This window comes from Bradyrhizobium sp. 142 (assembly GCF_023074015.1).
In the GTDB taxonomy this organism is placed as follows: Bacteria; Pseudomonadota; Alphaproteobacteria; order Rhizobiales; family Xanthobacteraceae; genus Bradyrhizobium.
Genome location: NZ_JADPKQ010000394.1, coordinates 38,874 through 54,101, shown reverse-complemented (window position 1 = coordinate 54,101; position 15,228 = coordinate 38,874). Strand labels below are relative to the sequence as shown.

General features: G+C 57.6%; 13 protein-coding genes and 4 pseudogenes. 7 read left to right on the top strand and 10 right to left on the bottom strand.

Features of this window, described 5'->3' with window-relative positions; translation table 11 throughout:
- Window positions 1-836: 836 nt before the first annotated feature.
- The 4 genes and pseudogenes from IVA82_RS36545 to IVA82_RS36530 form a co-directional block, all read right to left on the bottom strand.
- Window positions 837-1,109 carry a hypothetical protein gene (locus tag IVA82_RS36545; RefSeq protein ID WP_247380532.1) on the bottom strand — a complete coding sequence of 91 codons (273 nt, stop codon included), beginning with the start codon at window positions 1,107-1,109 and terminating at the stop codon, window positions 837-839.
- 272 nt (window positions 1,110-1,381) lie between these two features.
- A pseudogene (locus IVA82_RS36540) lies at window positions 1,382-1,492 on the bottom strand (SOS response-associated peptidase); the annotation flags it as partial.
- Between the two features lie 151 nt (window positions 1,493-1,643).
- On the bottom strand, window positions 1,644-1,955 hold the full coding sequence (locus IVA82_RS36535) for a hypothetical protein (RefSeq protein ID WP_247380533.1): 312 nt from the start codon (window positions 1,953-1,955) through the stop codon (window positions 1,644-1,646).
- A gap of 331 nt (window positions 1,956-2,286) precedes the next feature.
- Window positions 2,287-2,428: pseudogene (locus IVA82_RS36530) on the bottom strand (SOS response-associated peptidase); the annotation flags it as partial.
- A 339-nt stretch (window positions 2,429-2,767) separates the two neighbouring features.
- Between IVA82_RS36530 and IVA82_RS36525 the strand changes: the two are divergent.
- From IVA82_RS36525 to IVA82_RS36500, 6 genes and pseudogenes are all read left to right on the top strand, one after another.
- A pseudogene (locus tag IVA82_RS36525) lies at window positions 2,768-3,057 on the top strand (transposase); the annotation flags it as partial.
- 688 nt (window positions 3,058-3,745) lie between these two features.
- Window positions 3,746-4,618 carry a phosphoenolpyruvate mutase gene (gene aepX, locus IVA82_RS36520; RefSeq protein WP_247493787.1) on the top strand — a complete coding sequence of 291 codons (873 nt, stop codon included), beginning with the start codon at window positions 3,746-3,748 and terminating at the stop codon, window positions 4,616-4,618.
- Between the two features lie 367 nt (window positions 4,619-4,985).
- The gene (locus tag IVA82_RS36515; protein ID WP_247493782.1) at window positions 4,986-5,786 is read left to right on the top strand and encodes a phosphocholine cytidylyltransferase family protein; all 801 of its coding nucleotides are present in this window, start codon (window positions 4,986-4,988) and stop codon (window positions 5,784-5,786) included.
- A gap of 7 nt (window positions 5,787-5,793) precedes the next feature.
- Window positions 5,794-6,399 (top strand): CDP-alcohol phosphatidyltransferase family protein, encoded by a 606-nt coding sequence (locus IVA82_RS36510; RefSeq protein ID WP_247493781.1) that lies wholly within the window; start codon window positions 5,794-5,796, stop codon window positions 6,397-6,399.
- A 233-nt stretch (window positions 6,400-6,632) separates the two neighbouring features.
- Window positions 6,633-7,742, top strand: coding sequence for a histidinol-phosphate transaminase (locus tag IVA82_RS36505; protein WP_247493780.1), 1,110 nt, complete (start codon window positions 6,633-6,635; stop codon window positions 7,740-7,742).
- Window positions 7,743-7,800: 58 nt separating this feature from the next.
- Complete coding sequence (locus tag IVA82_RS36500; RefSeq protein ID WP_247493779.1) at window positions 7,801-7,974, top strand: hypothetical protein; 174 nt, start codon at window positions 7,801-7,803, stop codon at window positions 7,972-7,974.
- 426 nt (window positions 7,975-8,400) lie between these two features.
- Here the strand turns inward: IVA82_RS36500 and IVA82_RS36495 are convergent.
- From IVA82_RS36495 to IVA82_RS36485, 3 genes and pseudogenes are all read right to left on the bottom strand, one after another.
- Window positions 8,401-8,840: pseudogene (locus IVA82_RS36495) on the bottom strand (IS110 family transposase); the annotation flags it as partial.
- Between the two features lie 83 nt (window positions 8,841-8,923).
- Window positions 8,924-9,157, bottom strand: coding sequence for a hypothetical protein (locus tag IVA82_RS36490; protein WP_247493778.1), 234 nt, complete (start codon window positions 9,155-9,157; stop codon window positions 8,924-8,926).
- Window positions 9,158-9,911: 754 nt separating this feature from the next.
- Window positions 9,912-10,340, bottom strand: coding sequence for a hypothetical protein (locus IVA82_RS36485; RefSeq protein WP_247493777.1), 429 nt, complete (start codon window positions 10,338-10,340; stop codon window positions 9,912-9,914).
- A 44-nt stretch (window positions 10,341-10,384) separates the two neighbouring features.
- Between IVA82_RS36485 and IVA82_RS36480 the strand changes: the two genes are divergently transcribed.
- Window positions 10,385-11,608 (top strand): cytochrome P450, encoded by a 1,224-nt coding sequence (locus IVA82_RS36480; protein WP_247380578.1) that lies wholly within the window; start codon window positions 10,385-10,387, stop codon window positions 11,606-11,608.
- A gap of 340 nt (window positions 11,609-11,948) precedes the next feature.
- On the opposite strand, the gene IVA82_RS36475 is transcribed toward IVA82_RS36480, so the two are convergent.
- From IVA82_RS36475 to IVA82_RS36465, 3 genes are all read right to left on the bottom strand, one after another.
- Window positions 11,949-12,101, bottom strand: a complete 153-nt coding sequence (locus tag IVA82_RS36475) for a hypothetical protein (RefSeq protein ID WP_247380546.1) — start codon at window positions 12,099-12,101, stop codon at window positions 11,949-11,951.
- A 147-nt stretch (window positions 12,102-12,248) separates the two neighbouring features.
- Window positions 12,249-14,717: an ATP-binding protein gene (locus IVA82_RS36470; protein WP_247493776.1), complete on the bottom strand. Its 2,469-nt coding sequence runs from the start codon at window positions 14,715-14,717 to the stop codon at window positions 12,249-12,251.
- The gene (locus tag IVA82_RS36465) at window positions 14,704-14,904 is read right to left on the bottom strand and encodes a hypothetical protein (RefSeq protein WP_247380553.1); all 201 of its coding nucleotides are present in this window, start codon (window positions 14,902-14,904) and stop codon (window positions 14,704-14,706) included. The genes IVA82_RS36470 and IVA82_RS36465 overlap by 14 nt, the downstream gene beginning before the upstream one ends.
- Window positions 14,905-15,228: the final 324 nt, after the last annotated feature.

Genomic DNA, 15,228 nt, shown 5'->3' with positions numbered 1-15,228 from the left:
CGCGCTTCAGGTACTATTACGTTCTCCGACTCCTGGCGGTGCATCGCTTCCCATTTCGCGTTCGCTTATAGGGTCGCTTACCTGGTTTAAAACCTTGGACACCGACAGGTCTCCTGGGGTCACGCATCAGTCTTCCGTATCGTGCCGTCAGCAAACACCTTGGTTCGATGGGTGAATGAGTAACGCCTTCGCCCCCATAGTGCGGGCTCGACCTTGCCCCATCTTTGGCCGACCTGTTCATCGTCGGGGTAGCCCCCATTGATTGCAGCCCGATACTTCTCCTCAAACCCTTCGGATTCCGGATCGCTCCGGACACCCTGTCCTCCAGCGAGTAAACCCGCTGGCCGACGAGGCATTACCCCCGCCTTTGGATACGGCGCTCCTCATTCGAGCGCCGGAGGGACTTGAACCCTCCTGACTCATGCGCTGCCCAGCGCACACTCGGCCTCGGCTGACTTCTCGCTCCGGCTCGACACCGTCGCCCTTTCGGGCACAAGGCGAGATCTCCCCAGGTAAGAACGCACTCCTTCACTGCACGGCCGCCGGATCTACGCCGCTTCCCCTTGATCACGAGAGCTTCGCGGTTTCTGGCCCGCTCGCCCTGGTCGGCAACGCCTTCTATCCGGTTCTTGTCCATCGGCCCGCAGCTTCGTTCCACGCTTCCTCCCCACAATCGGTCGCCCTCATGCAGTTGCGCTTCACTTCGCTCGTTGTGATCAACTCACGATGGGACTTTCACCCATAAGAGTGCACCCATGCTGGGCGCACCAAACAAAAAAGGTCGCGCCCACCTGGGCGCGATCTTTCTCGAAGTTCGCCAGAATTCGATCAGAAATTCATTGCTTCTCTTTGATAACGGTCGTGCTGCTGGTGCTGCTACCAACGGTGCCTTCCTCGCAGACTTTGGTCTGCTTGATGCGGTCTTCAGCTTCGACGCGGCTCTTGAAGGCCATCGGACCGATCTGCGTCACGACTTCCTTGTCCGCCGGGCGCGTGGAGGTAATCGTGCAGTTGTGGCTCGGTCCTTGCACGACGTAGAACTCGTCAGCGAGTGCTGGGGCGGCGCATCCGACGATGAGCGCGCCAGTAAGAAGAAGGGATGCTTTCATTGTCACCTCACTGTTCAAATACTGCCCAATAAAGAGGACGTACGGATAAACAGAACTCCAGCGTGCTATTACGCGCACGATTGGATTACCGCTTACCCTCCAAATCCTCTTCGGTTCTGTAACTCACCCGAGATTTCGAGGTTCCGCGGTTTCTGGTACAAACACAGGCCAGCACCAGGTCGAATTGAGGGTTGGCGCGCAACGGGTGTCTGATGCGAAATTCCAGGGGGACGGCCGCATGTCCGCCTTACCCCAACGGCCGCATTTACACATCGCGCCTTGTTCGTCGTCAGGATCACCGGCATCGCCTTCGGATGGATCGGTGCGACCACCGCATTCGGCGTAGTCGTCAGGAAACCATAGACAAGATGCGGCCCGGGTATCTGGCTTGGACTCCGCCCGGCGCCGACAGGTGCGGTCGCGACGTGCGTCTGTATCCTAATTCCCACACTTGCGACCAAAAGAGCGTCTGTTTGTCGCTTTTCGAACAGACAGGCCAAATCCGCTCCGTTCCAACTCCACTATTGGAAGCAGTCATCGGTTGGGGAGGCGAAAATGCAACGTTCCCTGAAAATTGACATGACGCGCGACAAATATGTCGAGCGGTGCAAGCAACGAGCCTTCGATCATCTCGACCAAGGCGACCTTAAGAACTCGGTCGCCTCGTTTGTCGGCAATATGAACGCGCGTCCCGATTGCAAGTTGCCAAACTACTTGGCAACGCTTGGCGGTTCGCTTCTGACGGCGAACGATGCGCTCGGCTGGAGAACGCTCATTGAAGGATTGAGGTGATGGTCCGATGATCAAGCCAGCCAGGGTCTGGCGGTCAAATTTGACAAGGAACAAGCCGAGCACATCGACCGGACACTGATGGATGAGCGCGGACCTTGGGGGGTGGGATGGCGCACTACCGAGCTTACCTTTTGGATCACGACCGCCACGTTATAAGCGTGGCAAATTTGCGGTGTGCCGACGAGCAGGAAGCACGGGAACGTGCTCAGCAGCTAGTTGATGCCAACGACATCGAGCTATGGCAACTCGACCGGCGTATTGCGGTGTTTGAAGCCGTCACAAGCCGAGCCTCGCACGCGGCAGGACAGGAAAGACCGCGGCGCCCTACAGACAAATGAAGCGTGCGTGAAAGTTCAGCGCGCGTCTCAGTCCTAGGCTTCGGTTGGTTACGGATCACAGGCGCGGGATAGCTGGGGAAGACGCCCGGCACGGGCTGCAAGTTGCCGACGTAGCGATTGACCACGCAGAAGAGCGCGAAGATGCGGCTCGGTTGGTGGTGTGATTGAATATAGGTTGCACGTTTCCATAAGAACTTTGTGTGGCCGTCTCTGCGGTTCTCACTACATTGAATTCGCTTCTCTGAATTCGCCTCTTCCACGTTGCATGATGTCACCCTCAGCAAGAGCCAACTTTGCCCATAGGGTGTACTTGTCTAGCGCTGCAATGCTTTCTTCCAGTGATAGGTTGTCGGGAAGTTCAGCGGTGATCGGCCTGCTGCCAACATCCTCCTAAACGTTTGGCAGTAGCGCCCAACCGACTTGTATCCAGTTACGCGCCTCATCAGTCTTCGCACCTACGGGCGCATAGCTCGCGACGCGTGGCGGGATTTCAGGAAGCAACCATGCGAGTTGATTTTGCCATCCGTTATCGGTCCCTCCGAAGCCGAGACGTTCTGGACGGCGTTTTTGCGCAAGCTCGCCCGCCGCGGCCTGCGCGCCGTCAAGCTGGTCGTGTCCGACGCCCATAAGGGCATCAAGGCCACCGTCGCCAAGGTGCTCAACGCCACCTGGCAGCGCTGCCGCGTGCACTTCATGCGCAACGCGCTGGCGCACGCCGGCAAGAGCGGGCGGCGCGTCGTCTCCGCCTTCATCGCCACCGCCTTCGCCAGGACGACGCGGCGTCGGCCAGCGCCCAGTGTCGCCGGGTTTCCGCCGAATCTCCGGCTCAACTAAACCGCGCCGTGCTTCGATGCCCCGAAGGAAGCGACTCCATAATACCCCTCAGCGCGAACATCATTCCGATCCTCGCACTAAAGCTGGCTGAAGAGCTCGCTTCAAGTTCGGGGAACTGAGCCACCGATTTTCTCAGTATGCCATCGAGGCATCTCCCGCCCTTAGAAAGCGGCGGTCGCGATGGTATGCCGCCGCTGCGGGGATCAGAATTTGGCGCACTGCGCCCTCCCCAAACCTTGAAGGCGCGCGCGTCCACAATGAATTCGCGCCCTGACTTGCTTGAGCCCGAACTCTCTAGAATGCCATCGACTTCAGAAGCCTTCGCGCAGATCGCGCAGTCTCAAAACCGCGTCGACAAATGCAATATCGATGATGCATTCGTCGGCGCCTCGACCAGAGCACAGCTGTGCTTTCAATTTGTGCCGTCGCTCAAATGATCGGCGGAGTTTAGCAATGACTCTTGAGCACCCCGACACGGAACAGGTTTGCGGGCCCGGTCAACTACCAACCCTCGTAATTGATCTAGATGACGGAAGCATGTCACCTATCGATTGATGAAATCGGCCGGTCTACACGTTAGGCCGGTCATCACAAGGAATTGGCATGCAAGACCGATTACCATCTGTTCTCGCCAACGGCCCTGATCAATCCGCCGGTTCCTCACGTGCTGAAATGCTGCGCGCCGAAATCTGCTCCCGCAGAGAGCTATCGTTCCTCATGGAAGCGCATGATGGTCTCTCCGCCGCAATCGCTGAGCGCGCAGGGTTCAAAGGCCTCTGGGCATCTGGCCTGTCTATTGCCTGCTCCCTGGGCTACCGCGATGCCAACGAAGCGTCGTGGAGCCAACTCGTAGACGTAGTCGAGCGGATCGTGGATTCGAGCGAACTGCCTGTGCTCGTTGACGGAGATGGCGGCTTCGGTAATTTCAACAATGCGCGCCTCGTGACACTCAGGCTCCGTCAGCGTGGAGCAGCCGGCGTCGCGCTCGAGGACAGCTGCTTTCCGAAGATGAACTCGTTTGTTGGGCATCGGCACCCCCTCGCCGATATCGACGAATTCTCTGGCCGCCTCCGAGCAGTGAAGGATACAGTCGCGGACGACTTGATCTTGGTGGCAAGGATCGAGGCGTTGATCGCTGGGCATGAGATGGACGAAGCACTTTCGCGCGCTCACGCCTACGCCGACGCGGGAGCCGATGCGATCCTCATTCATTCGCGAAGGAGCACCGCGGACGAAATCCTTTCGTTCGCGCGCGCTTGGCAGAACAGATTGCCGGTCGTGATCGTTCCGACGAAATACTATCGAACACCGATTTCTGTATACCGCAAAGCCAGCATCTCTACGGTGATCTGGGCCAACCACTCTATGCGAGCGGCAATAGCGGCAATGCGTCAAGTCTGCGGTCGCATCATCGCTGAGGAAAGCACCGCGAGCATTGAGCCGCACATTGCTACTCTCGAGGAAGTCTTCGAACTGTTCAAGTACGACGAACTCGCCCGTGCGGAAACGCGATATTTGCGGCCCGACGCTGAACTGCGCAAATAGGGTTTCGTCGACACAGGAGCGCATATTCGTTGTCGAAGACCTACTGTCCTGGACTTCCTCCTAGCTGGCCAGGTTCGACTGCAATCTCAAATGCCTAATCATTGCACTGAGATGTCCTTAGATTGCGTAGCACGCCTCACTCAACCGAAATGCGCACCTTGCCATCTCGGCAGCTCGAGGCACCGGATCCAGCGCCTCCCTTCTCTCTGGAGAAAGGACCGACGAGGACCATTTGTCTGTCTTCACGCTTGGGCTCCATTTTCAGATGGCTCCGGCAGACCTGATCTCGCTTCAGCACGCCTAAGCTGGCGCCGAAGAAGTCCGTCGGTGTTTCACCTTAGAGGCGCGACGAAAAAGGAACTAAACGGTGACCAATGCTCCCAAGAACGCCGTCATTCTCGCCGCTGGCTGCGGCTCTCGCCTGCGTCCTCTGACAGATCTGCGGCCGAAGTCGCTGGTCGAGGTCAACGGCACTTCGATTCTTCACAACGCTCTGCACAATCTGGAATCTGTCGGCGTGGAAGAGGTGACGATCGTGGTGGGTTACCGCAAAGACGCCATTCAATATGCCTGCGGTAGCCACTTTGGCGAACTCAAAATCAAATATGTCGAGTCGACCGTCTTCGACCGCACCGGAAGCGCCTATTCTTTGTGGCTGGCGCGCGACGCTCTTCTCTCCGGAGACTGCTTTCTTCTCGAGGGCGACGTCTTTTTCGAAGAGGATGCGCTGCGACACTTGATGGTCTGCCGGGGGACTGACGTAGCTGCAGTCGTTCCCTTCGATGATTCAATGGAAGGGTCGGCCGTTCTGTTGTCGCAGAACGGCTTCATCTCAGGTTTTCGATTGAAGCAAACCGCGGCAAATCTTGTTGCGGATGGCCCAAAGCTTTTCAAGACGATGAACCTTCTACGGCTTTCGGCGCCGACACTCAAGGCAACGATCGTTCCGACACTGGACGATATCATCGCCGCTGGAGCTCGGCAGACCTACACCGAAGAACTTTTGGGTTATCTGATAGAGAGGCGAGGCCTACAGCTCGCCGCGGCGCGATGCGATGGCCTCAGCTGGTACGAAATTGATAATGCTGACGATTTGGAGATTGCCGAGCGCATTTTCAAGGACCGAACGAAGGCCTACACGGCGAGACGTGATTTGCAAACGAGGTGAGAGTTCAATGCTGAAATACCTTTGGGATCCAGCGAACGCGATAACGATCACAGGTCTTCTCTTTTCCTCCGCCAGCCTGTTTTTAGCTCTCTCTGACCGCCTTGAGCTATCTGTGGCAGCAGCGCTTTGGGCTGTTCTATCGGACCACCTGGACGGGTTTGTGGCAGGTCGCACGAAAGGTCGCGATCCAGATGTCGCAAAAATGGGAGCGAGCCTCGACGGGTTTGCAGATATCGTCTATGGAGCCGTTGTGCCTGCGGTAGTTGTGGTACAAGTCAGCCAAGCTTCACAAGTCGCGCTTGCGACCGCAACCGCTCTACTGGTGACGGGAGCAATAAGGCTTAGCTACTTTGCGAACTTTGGCAGGTCGCGTGATGGACGCTTCTTGGGCGTCCCCTTGTCATACGACGTGCCGCTCCTGGCGCTTCTATTTCTTTTTAAGCCTCTTATTCCTGCTGAAGCATTTCCTGACGTCGTGAACATTGCCTTCTTGCTGCTCGCTATAGCGCATGTCGCGCCTGTTCGCGTGCCACCACTCAGCGCAACAATGTATACGGCAATAAGCATCTTCGCCGTCGCATCATCGGTGGTTTTAGCCAGTCGCTCCTTTTGATTGCGGATGGAAGTATGATCCAGCGACTGGCCTTCTTGGGCTTGCAGGCTTCACTCCATGCAGGTCACATGATGACGTGTAGTCTCGCCAACCGCGGCGTGCACCAGACTTGTTGCCGAGAACATTTCCGCACGGATCGGCACTGCTCGATGCTTGTTCGCCGGGAGCTTGTCGAGAGATCGCGACCATCCTACGATTTTCGTTTGTCCTGAAACGTTGAGCTAGTCGCACTCATGAACAGCGCAGCACAAATCGCCGTATCCCTTAGGCCGGACGAGGTCTCTGACCTGGTCAACCGATTCCCCGGCGGCTATTGGAAATATGACATCAAGGACTTCGTCCTTCTGGTAAATCCTTATTTTCCGCCGCAGGCGTTCCTTGACGAACTTAAGAACGCTCTACCGCGGCTTATTACTTGCTATCCCTCTCCCAATGCGCAGATGGTCCAGCTTCTTGCGGATGCGGTGAAGACGCCGGCGAATAATCTTGTCATTTGCAATGGCGTGGCTGAACTGATTCCCATCCTCCTTGGCCGACTGGGTATGAGGATTGCTGTCCCGGTCCCAACCTTCAATCCCTATGAAACCACCGCCTTGCCCGGGCGGTTGTCACGCTTTTTCCTGTCACCGCCAGATTTTGAACTCGATGTGCACCGCTATGCAGCATTTGCGCGTACAAATGGTGTCGACGGCGCAGTCGTGATATCGCCGAATAATCCCACTTCGCGGATGGTTCCCTATGCGGATTTACTATATCTCGCTTCCGCGCTTCGAGCTCAACAGCAACTCCTACTGATCGATGAGTCATTTATCGAGTTTAGTGAGCTCGGGCGAAGTGCGAGCCTGGAAAACCACTTGCTCGAATTTCCCAATGTGATCGTTCTCAAAAGCCTGGGAAAGATTTACGGGACATGCGGTTTACGGATGGGGTATGCGGCATCAGCAAATGTACAGACGATGGACGAAATTAGAGCCGCCCTCCCCACGTGGAATGTCAATACGTTTGCTGAGTTTTTTCTAAGCAAGCTTCCTCACCTGGCGCACGCGGCAAAGCAGAGTTGGGTGAGGGTAGGCAGCGACAGGGACAAACTATACGCAGACCTGCGCAGCATCGACGGAATGAGAGTTCTGAAGCCCGACGCAAATTTCGTGTTCTGCGAACTCCCGCCCCATTGGCCGGATGGGGACGTGATCGCCTCAACACTTTTAAAAGATAGACGGATATTGATCAGGCACAATGGCGGCAAGACGCTTCAGAATGGCAAACGATTCTTGCGCATCGCAAGCCGCACTGAAAACGACAATAGGCTTTTGGTAGAAGCACTGAAAGACATCTCTGATTAGCGCAACCGACGCCGGTACTGAGCCTTCTCATGGCTGATCCAGAAGGAAGAAACTTTAGTTGGGCGGCCAGAGTGCAATCACAGAAAACTCCATCACGCTTTTCTTCTATCTGGTCGGTCGAGCGGAATCAAAGCAGATCAAGGCGCCGCTGCAACCACATCGCGGTTCTCTTCGCGCGGTCGGCGACCACAATCTTCCAGCGCGGATCGGCTATGTACAGCACGGTGGCTGATCTTCATGCTTACCTAATCTGGTATGTGACACAAGAGCGCGTCCGCGCAGGCGGACCGAAGTCCGCCACGCTCAAGTAATAAGGCGCGAAAATTGCCTCATCGGGTCACATGCCCATCCTCAAGCCACGCACACTGAGTCTGCTGTCCAAGTGCGAGCGTCGTCCTCCCGGGGCAAGCCTCATCATTTCCGCCTTCGCGATGTTCGACCTCGCCCACCGGGCGTGGACGGTCCGAAAGCGGGTTCTCCCGATTCCCGGAACGACCGTATCTGCATTAAGTCGTCATGCCCTCGCCTATTGGTGTTGCCATCTCGTTGTGGGCCTGCCTCATGCCGCCAGCGACAGCTTCGGTTCCTTGTATATCTCTCGTCCCCGACAATCGCTAATCCTTAGTAACTCCGCTGTCCCGTTGCGCCCCTTGGCCTACGCGACGCCTAGTTCGGCCAGGTGCCCGCGCAGTGCATTGCTCAACATTGGTACGCTGGCGCACCAGCGATTGTCGGGTCCGGTGCAGCATCAAAACGGTCTGCTGCTCCGTCGTCTCTTGATGGGGACAAAACGCATGGACGGCCGCGTCACAGCCTCACAGATTGCAGCCGCATCATTCGCATCATTCTTGCTGCGGTTGAGGTAAGCCTTCACATAGCTCGGAGGTATCAGTCTGACCGTATGACCAAGCGCCTGAAGTTCGCGGCCCCAATGATGCGCTGATGGACATGCTTCGATCCCAACCAGCTGGCAAAAATACTCCAGCACCTTTGCCCGACTTACCCGCTTGCGATCAAGACCGCGCCCGTAACATCGATCCGATGCACCTGGAACACCGACTTCGCAATATCCAGACCAATCGTGCTAACCTCGCCCATGGACGGCTCCCTCAACGGGCAGATCAGGCTTCCCAGCACGCCCGGCATATTCCGGCGGTGCCAACGTGGCCGGCTTGGCGATGTCAGGCGTGCTGAGCAACATCGCCGATGTCCCGGCTGGTCACAGGTACGAACTGCAGATGAGGCAGTGACGACCATCTTCGAGACCGGCCGGTCCTGTCGCCCGCCGCAGCCTTGGGCAGCGGCATGCCATCGAGCGCCGGGTCGCCGGGCTCGACCAGATACGTCAGCAAGGCGCCAGGTGTATTGCGTTTGATTTTAGCCAGATCAGCGCGGCGGTGGTGACGATTACTCATGGTGATACCTCGTCGTCTCCCCGCAATCGTTTCTGTCACCCAGTTTGTCGTCGTAGCAAGCCATTTGGTGGTGCCTTGCGTGGCGGGCGTGGCGCGCGGCGGTGCATCATGCTGTAACGCTAGATGTAACGCCAAACGCTCGCGGCATGCGCGCGTTCTGCACGCCCCCGAACAGAACCGCGAGCTGGAGCGCTGCAGCGTTTAAGCCTTGCCGCACTGCTGGCATGTCCTGCACCATTCCGGAAGAATCTCGCCCTGCTCACGACCGTGGGAGACACGGCGGCTCGTGTGTCGGGCATCGAACCTGAACCATGCGTAGTTGTCTTTCCCGGTATGCTTCAAGCCAGGAATCCATTTCAAGCGGCCGACCGCCACGATGTGCGAGCACGCCTGCGCCCAGTCACGTGTTCCAGCAACAGCCACGTTGGCCGATGCGCTCGAAGTGCGCGATCAGCGCATGCATCACCTCGCGGGTGTAGGGCGGGCTGGCGGGCGAGGACATCTTTTAACTTCCGCACGTTCCGATGCCTGTACTGCCGGAAGACGCGCAGAGCGTCGCGCCAGAGGCGCCGTGCCTGACCATTGACGAGCTACTGGCGCAGATCGAGCGCCCCGTCACGCGCCTGACGCCACAGGAGCGAGCTAGACGATGCCCTTTATCAAGGAAGTAAAGTGGAAGCACGTTCCTAGCAGCACCAGCGGCGAGGATAATAAATGGTGAAGCCGCCGCGGCCTAGGCCGTGCTTGGATCGGATCAGTCGGCCATTTGACGGCGCGCAAGGCGCCGAAGGAATTGTTGCTTGGGTCTTTGACATCCCGCTGGAACATTGCCCAAGCGCGGTTCAAACATCTCGATCTTCTGTTTGATCGAACGCGCGACCGCGACCACCGCGTCGGTCCCCTGCCCGATCGCGTTGTTGAGATCGGGCATGCCGAAGTCAGGTCCTATTTCGCAGCAGTCACAATTCAAGCGGGCCGCCGCGAGTCTTCCGCAAAGAGACGTGGCCGACTCATCTAGCGGCGTTCCGCTCGCATAGACAAAGTGGCGGCGATCTCGCTCCTGCCGGAACTGGTAGGGGGCGCCGCTGAGTTTTTTGAATATTCTCTGCCGCTTCGGCGAGAAGCTCTTCCCAACTGAAGCACTCGGCACGCAATCCATGCGGTTACAACCTGTCGAGATCATGGTTCTCCAAAGAGAAAAGACCAAAGGACATGGTCATGAAAACGATGCGCGGAGGCGAAGATGTGCGCGGCATCCCGTTGAGCGATCTAGATGTAAGCGAACCTAGACGATTTCAAGATGATAGCTTATGGCCTTGCTTCGAGCGGCTGCGAAGGGAAGATCCCGTTCACCACTGCCAAGACAGCCCATACGGACCATATTGGTCGATAACGAAATACCGCGATATCGTGGCCGTCGATACAAATCATAAAACATTCTCGTCAGAGCAAGGTGTCACGATCCTCGACGTGCCCGAGGAACATTGGACACCGAGTTTCATCAAGGTGGGTCCTCCCAAACATGCCGCGCAGCGCAACACCGTAAGTCCGATACTCGCACCGGACAATTTGGAAAAACTCGAAGGATTAATCCGCAGTCGCGCTAGAACAATCCTTGATGGCCTGCCGCGCAATGAAGCCTTCAACTGGGTCGATATGGTCTCGATCGAGTTGACGACGCAGATGCTGGCCACGCTTTTCGACTTTCCGTTCGAGGATCGCCGGCTCCTGACGTACTGGTCGGACGTAGCCGTTGCAGCGCCGACGGTTGGGCAGGCGATCGACAGCTGGGGCAAGCGAAGCGCAATCCTGTCCGAGTGTTTGACATATTTTACTCGGCTTTGGCGGGAGCGGATAAATGCCGAGCCACGATTTGATCTCATTTCGATGATGGCGCACTCGTCCGGGACTCGGCATATGGAGCCACGTGAGTTTCTTGGCAATCTCATTCTACTGATCGTGGGGGGCAACGACACCACGCGCAATTCGATCACCGGTGGCCTGCTGTTCATGAACCAGCACCCCTCCGAGCTACGAAAGCTACGAGATAACCCCGCCTTGGTGTCGAGCGCTGTGTCCGAGATTATTCGATACCAAACGCCCATCGCACATATGCGCCGCAACGCCACCGCGGACATCATCATGGGAGGCAAACAAATCAGGCGAGGCGACAAGGTCGTAATGTGGTACATCTCTGGCAACCGGGACGATGAGGTCATCGAGGACGCCAACAAATTTACGATCGATCGCAAGAACGTGCGCCAACATCTCTCGTTCGGATACGGCATCCATCGTTGCCTTGGTCGACATCTCGCGCAGCTGCAACTTAAAGTCCTCTGGGAGGAGATACTGAATAAACGCATGGAGGTCGAGGTCGTTGGCGATCCGGAGCGCGTTGCATCGAACTTCGTGCACGGTTATTCCGCACTCCCGGTCCGAATCATAGTCTAGGCTGTGACGCCCTGAAATGACGCGTGAGCTACACGGCAGGACCGTCGTCGGCGCCCTGATGACTAGTTACGCCACTGCACGCGGACCGGCGCGCGCCCCGGCTGGAGCCGGCACCTCTTGACCAACTTGGTCCGCCACTACGCTTCGCATGACGCATCTCTCAAAGGCATCAAGTCCATGTCCGGGAACTCTGTCACAATCAGATTCAGACCGGAGCACGGGCGTATAAGGTGATAGGTAAGCGGCAAAGAGACCCGCAAACCCGAACCTTTGGCCGCAGCCGTCCTCCGGTGGCGGCTTATCGCTTCGAAGACAGGCGCTCCGGCGAATGCGCTGTTCGCTATTCAGTGGCCTTCTGCCCGCGCAGAAGCCGGCCGCCGACCGGCGTGCGGCCTGATCCTGAACCCCTGCGGCCATCATCGTCGGCAGCAACCGCAGCTGCAGCGCCCATCATCATCATGGCGGTGTCAGGCCGCAATGAATGCGCGATCATCGCGATCCGTCATCGGCGCTACCGGTCGATCCAGAGCGGGCGCGGGGCGACGGGCGGACCAACTTCACCGCATGGTCCGGCCTCGAGGGTGCGTGGCCACAGGTTCACATACACGCGTCAGCGACGGTCTGGTCAGGCCGAGGAGCATCAGTTCTTCTTCGGCACGAGGTTGAGACTGACGGCGCCGCAACTGCAGCGGAGCACTTCCTTGTCACCCTTGATGGGCGAAACGCAGAGGAATTCGCCGCAATCGGTGTTGGGGCACTGCATCATTTGAAGCAATTGTTGAAACGAACTCACGACCGCAGCGAATTCCTTCGATTGCAGGTCCGCCCAGGCGTTGTAGTGAACCGCCTTGTTGATCATCCACTCTTCGGACTTTGTCGCCGCCACCCGCTTTTTGGATTCTATCTGGAGCGTTTCGGCATCCTGAATATTTTTCCCCCATGAGGACGCGGAGTCGCGCGCCTCTTTGAGGCGGGCCTTCCATGCGGCCAACACCCCGAGCCAGAGATCGCCCAGGTCGTATTGTCCGTTTCCATGATATTCGATGCGAGCGCGCAGATTATCCGCAAGGATCGTCGAGGTGAACTCCAGATAGCGTCGCAAAGTCCCTGCCGCCAAGGATACATTGTCATTGGCGAGGTGTTTCTGGATCTGCGTCCAGACGTCACCTTCGTTCCAGACCTGTGGGCCACTGTCGACCGTCCAGCCGCCAAAGCTAAGAGTGCTCTGAACCAGCTTTTCGCTCTGCATGAACTTGAGCCACACGCCGTCGTGAGTGGTCAGGACAAACTGCGTGTTTGGAAATTTCTGCTTCAGGAGCGCGCAAACCTCACGACGATGGCCGGCGTCGACCGACATCAGCACATCGTCGAGGACGGCAAGCGTAAATCCGTCGCCGAGCGTGTGCTTCACCAGTGCAAGATAGAGGCAAAGCCCCATGCCATCCTGATGGCCCTCGCTGTGGTAGGCCCCGGGAGGAAATCTGCCTCGTCCGTAAAAGTCGACATCGAAGGCCAGTTTGCCCAATGATGCAGAGAGCTTGCCCTCGAACTTGGCCTCATCGTCGCGGTTGATGAAACTGTAGTATTCGGTGAAGTCCTTCTGCACCTTGTCGTAGATGCCTTCCAAGATTGCGGTGCTGACCGTGCCGTAGTGGCTTAACACCGCAGAAGCTGTTTCGGCCTGCTGGGCCGCGATATTGAGGGTCTGCTGCGTCCCACGGCATTGATCGTATTTCTCCTGGGCGACGATCAAGAATTCCTTGGCTTCTTCCTCCTTTGAAGGGTCGGAGAGCGTATCGATATAGGCCGCCAGACGATCGGTGGGCTGAAGCAACTCGACCGCGGGCGATGCCCCCAGTCGACCAAGGGCTTGCAGCGCCTCGGCGATCGCTGCCGGGTCGCGGACGACCTTGTCTAGTGTGTCGCGGTCACCGTCGACGGCCTTTGCGTGGGACCGCAGCGACGCGGCATCTATAGGAGGATTGGCCTTTTCGCACCATTCGGCCACTTTGCCCGCGTCAAGCGCCACAGCCCGCAGGTGAGCCGCGAGGGGGTCGATCGCCAGGGCCAGTTGCTTCAATACGGTCGAGGCTGCATCTGCCTTTGCGATCTTCTCTTGAAGATGCGCTGCCAGCAGGGCCATCTCCCAGGGACCGTCGCACAGCGGACAAGCGTCTCCTTCGACGAGCTCAAGACCCCGCTCAACCAAGGCGCGCTGCTTGACAACCCTTAACAGAGCCGGATCGTCCGTGAGCTGGGCGAGAGCGGCCACTGCTTCAGACTTTGCGCCAGCTATGGTTGTTTCCTGTGAGACAGCCAGCCTCTTCAGGAAGCTCGCAAGGTCATTGTTGGCGCTGAGCTTGGAGAACGGCTGCGACGCCCCGTGCTCGGCATCTGGATTGATGCCTACCTTCAAGGCATTTTCCGGCGCGAGGTCCGCCACAGGATCGAGCTTCAGCACAGCTCGACGAGCATTTACAGAAGCAAGCAGATCAGTTTTGTTTGGGGTGGCAATGCCGAGATGGCGAAAGAAATCGGACTTGGTCCGCCGATCCTCCGCCTCGGCCCTTCCGTGGTCGCGTTTTGCATCGTTGGCAACGCGTTGGAGTGAGACCCGCAGCTTTTCGAGCTGATCAAGGCGCAGCAGCTCTTGGACGTATTGTGATCGTTTGCCTGCAGGAACGAGAATGTATTTGATGATTTCTCGACGAGACAGGGCAAACTCAGGATGGGTTTCGAGCTGCGCCAGAAGCGCCCTGGTTTCAGCACTGCTCGGCTTGAGTACCGCGGCGCCTGGATTCTTCACGCTCCGCTCGATTATGAAGCTCTTTTTGAGAGCGGGCGCATAGACCTGCAGGCGAACGAACGCGCTTTCGGGCTTTTTGCTCGCGTCGACATGTGGAGCGTGCGCCTTGACACTCAGCTCCGCCGTGCCCGCGCCGCCGAGACGAGTGATGTTCCCGGTGAGGGCAAATTCGATCGCATCCACGATGCCGCTCTTGCCAGTACCGTTCGGCCCCGCAATGCCAAAACTCCTTCGGCCCAACGAGCGCTTGAGATGACGAATTCCACGGAACTCGACAATTTCGATTTCTTCAATCTGGATCATTGCTCGGCTCAGCAGCGTTGAAAATGGCCGCCCGCAGGCTCTCGGCGTCCAATTGATGATCCGCCAGTGCCTTTCGCAGCGCCGACAAAGACGCCGGCGAAAGGGTTTTCTGGTCCTCGAGCTTTTTCAAGAAGGCATCGACAACGGATGAGACCGTAGATGAAAAGGGAAGATCGTCAGCGGCCATATGGTTGCTATTCCTGGGCTGGCCACCTGCTTCTGTGCGGCAGCGTCAATCGCGAGACGTCTCGACAAACAGCGATTCCGGACGTGGTCCTAATGCTTGTGCACAATGCGCCGCTAATCGCTTACGTTACTAGCCGGGCAAAGCCGCCCAGAACGCTTCGCCAAATGAATTGAGATTAGAACTGAGCCACCCAACTGGCACGATGAAGCCGACTTGAAAGCGCTGCCTGAAAATCAATCAAGCCGACCGATCGACCATCGGAAAAATCTGCCAGTGACCTCGGCCGGAGTTTGTCTTGAACTGGGTTAGCGAGCACACCGCGGA

Bases quoted from the DNA above. Each gene is read 5' to 3' on its own strand.
- IVA82_RS36545 (WP_247380532.1), bottom strand. From the start codon at position 1,109: ATGAAAGCATCCCTTCTTCTTACTGGCGCGCTCATCGTCGGATGCGCC.
- aepX (WP_247493787.1), top strand. From the start codon at position 3,746: ATGCTGCGCGCCGAAATCTGCTCCCGCAGAGAGCTATCGTTCCTCATG.
- IVA82_RS36510 (WP_247493781.1), top strand. From the start codon at position 5,794: ATGCTGAAATACCTTTGGGATCCAGCGAACGCGATAACGATCACAGGT.
- IVA82_RS36505 (WP_247493780.1), top strand. From the start codon at position 6,633: ATGAACAGCGCAGCACAAATCGCCGTATCCCTTAGGCCGGACGAGGTC.
- IVA82_RS36490 (WP_247493778.1), bottom strand. From the start codon at position 9,157: ATGAGTAATCGTCACCACCGCCGCGCTGATCTGGCTAAAATCAAACGC.
- IVA82_RS36485 (WP_247493777.1), bottom strand. From the start codon at position 10,340: ATGATCTCGACAGGTTGTAACCGCATGGATTGCGTGCCGAGTGCTTCA.
- IVA82_RS36480 (WP_247380578.1), top strand. From the start codon at position 10,385: ATGCGCGGAGGCGAAGATGTGCGCGGCATCCCGTTGAGCGATCTAGAT.
- IVA82_RS36475 (WP_247380546.1), bottom strand. From the start codon at position 12,101: ATGATCGCGCATTCATTGCGGCCTGACACCGCCATGATGATGATGGGC.
- IVA82_RS36470 (WP_247493776.1), bottom strand. From the start codon at position 14,717: ATGATCCAGATTGAAGAAATCGAAATTGTCGAGTTCCGTGGAATTCGT.
- IVA82_RS36465 (WP_247380553.1), bottom strand. From the start codon at position 14,904: ATGGCCGCTGACGATCTTCCCTTTTCATCTACGGTCTCATCCGTTGTC.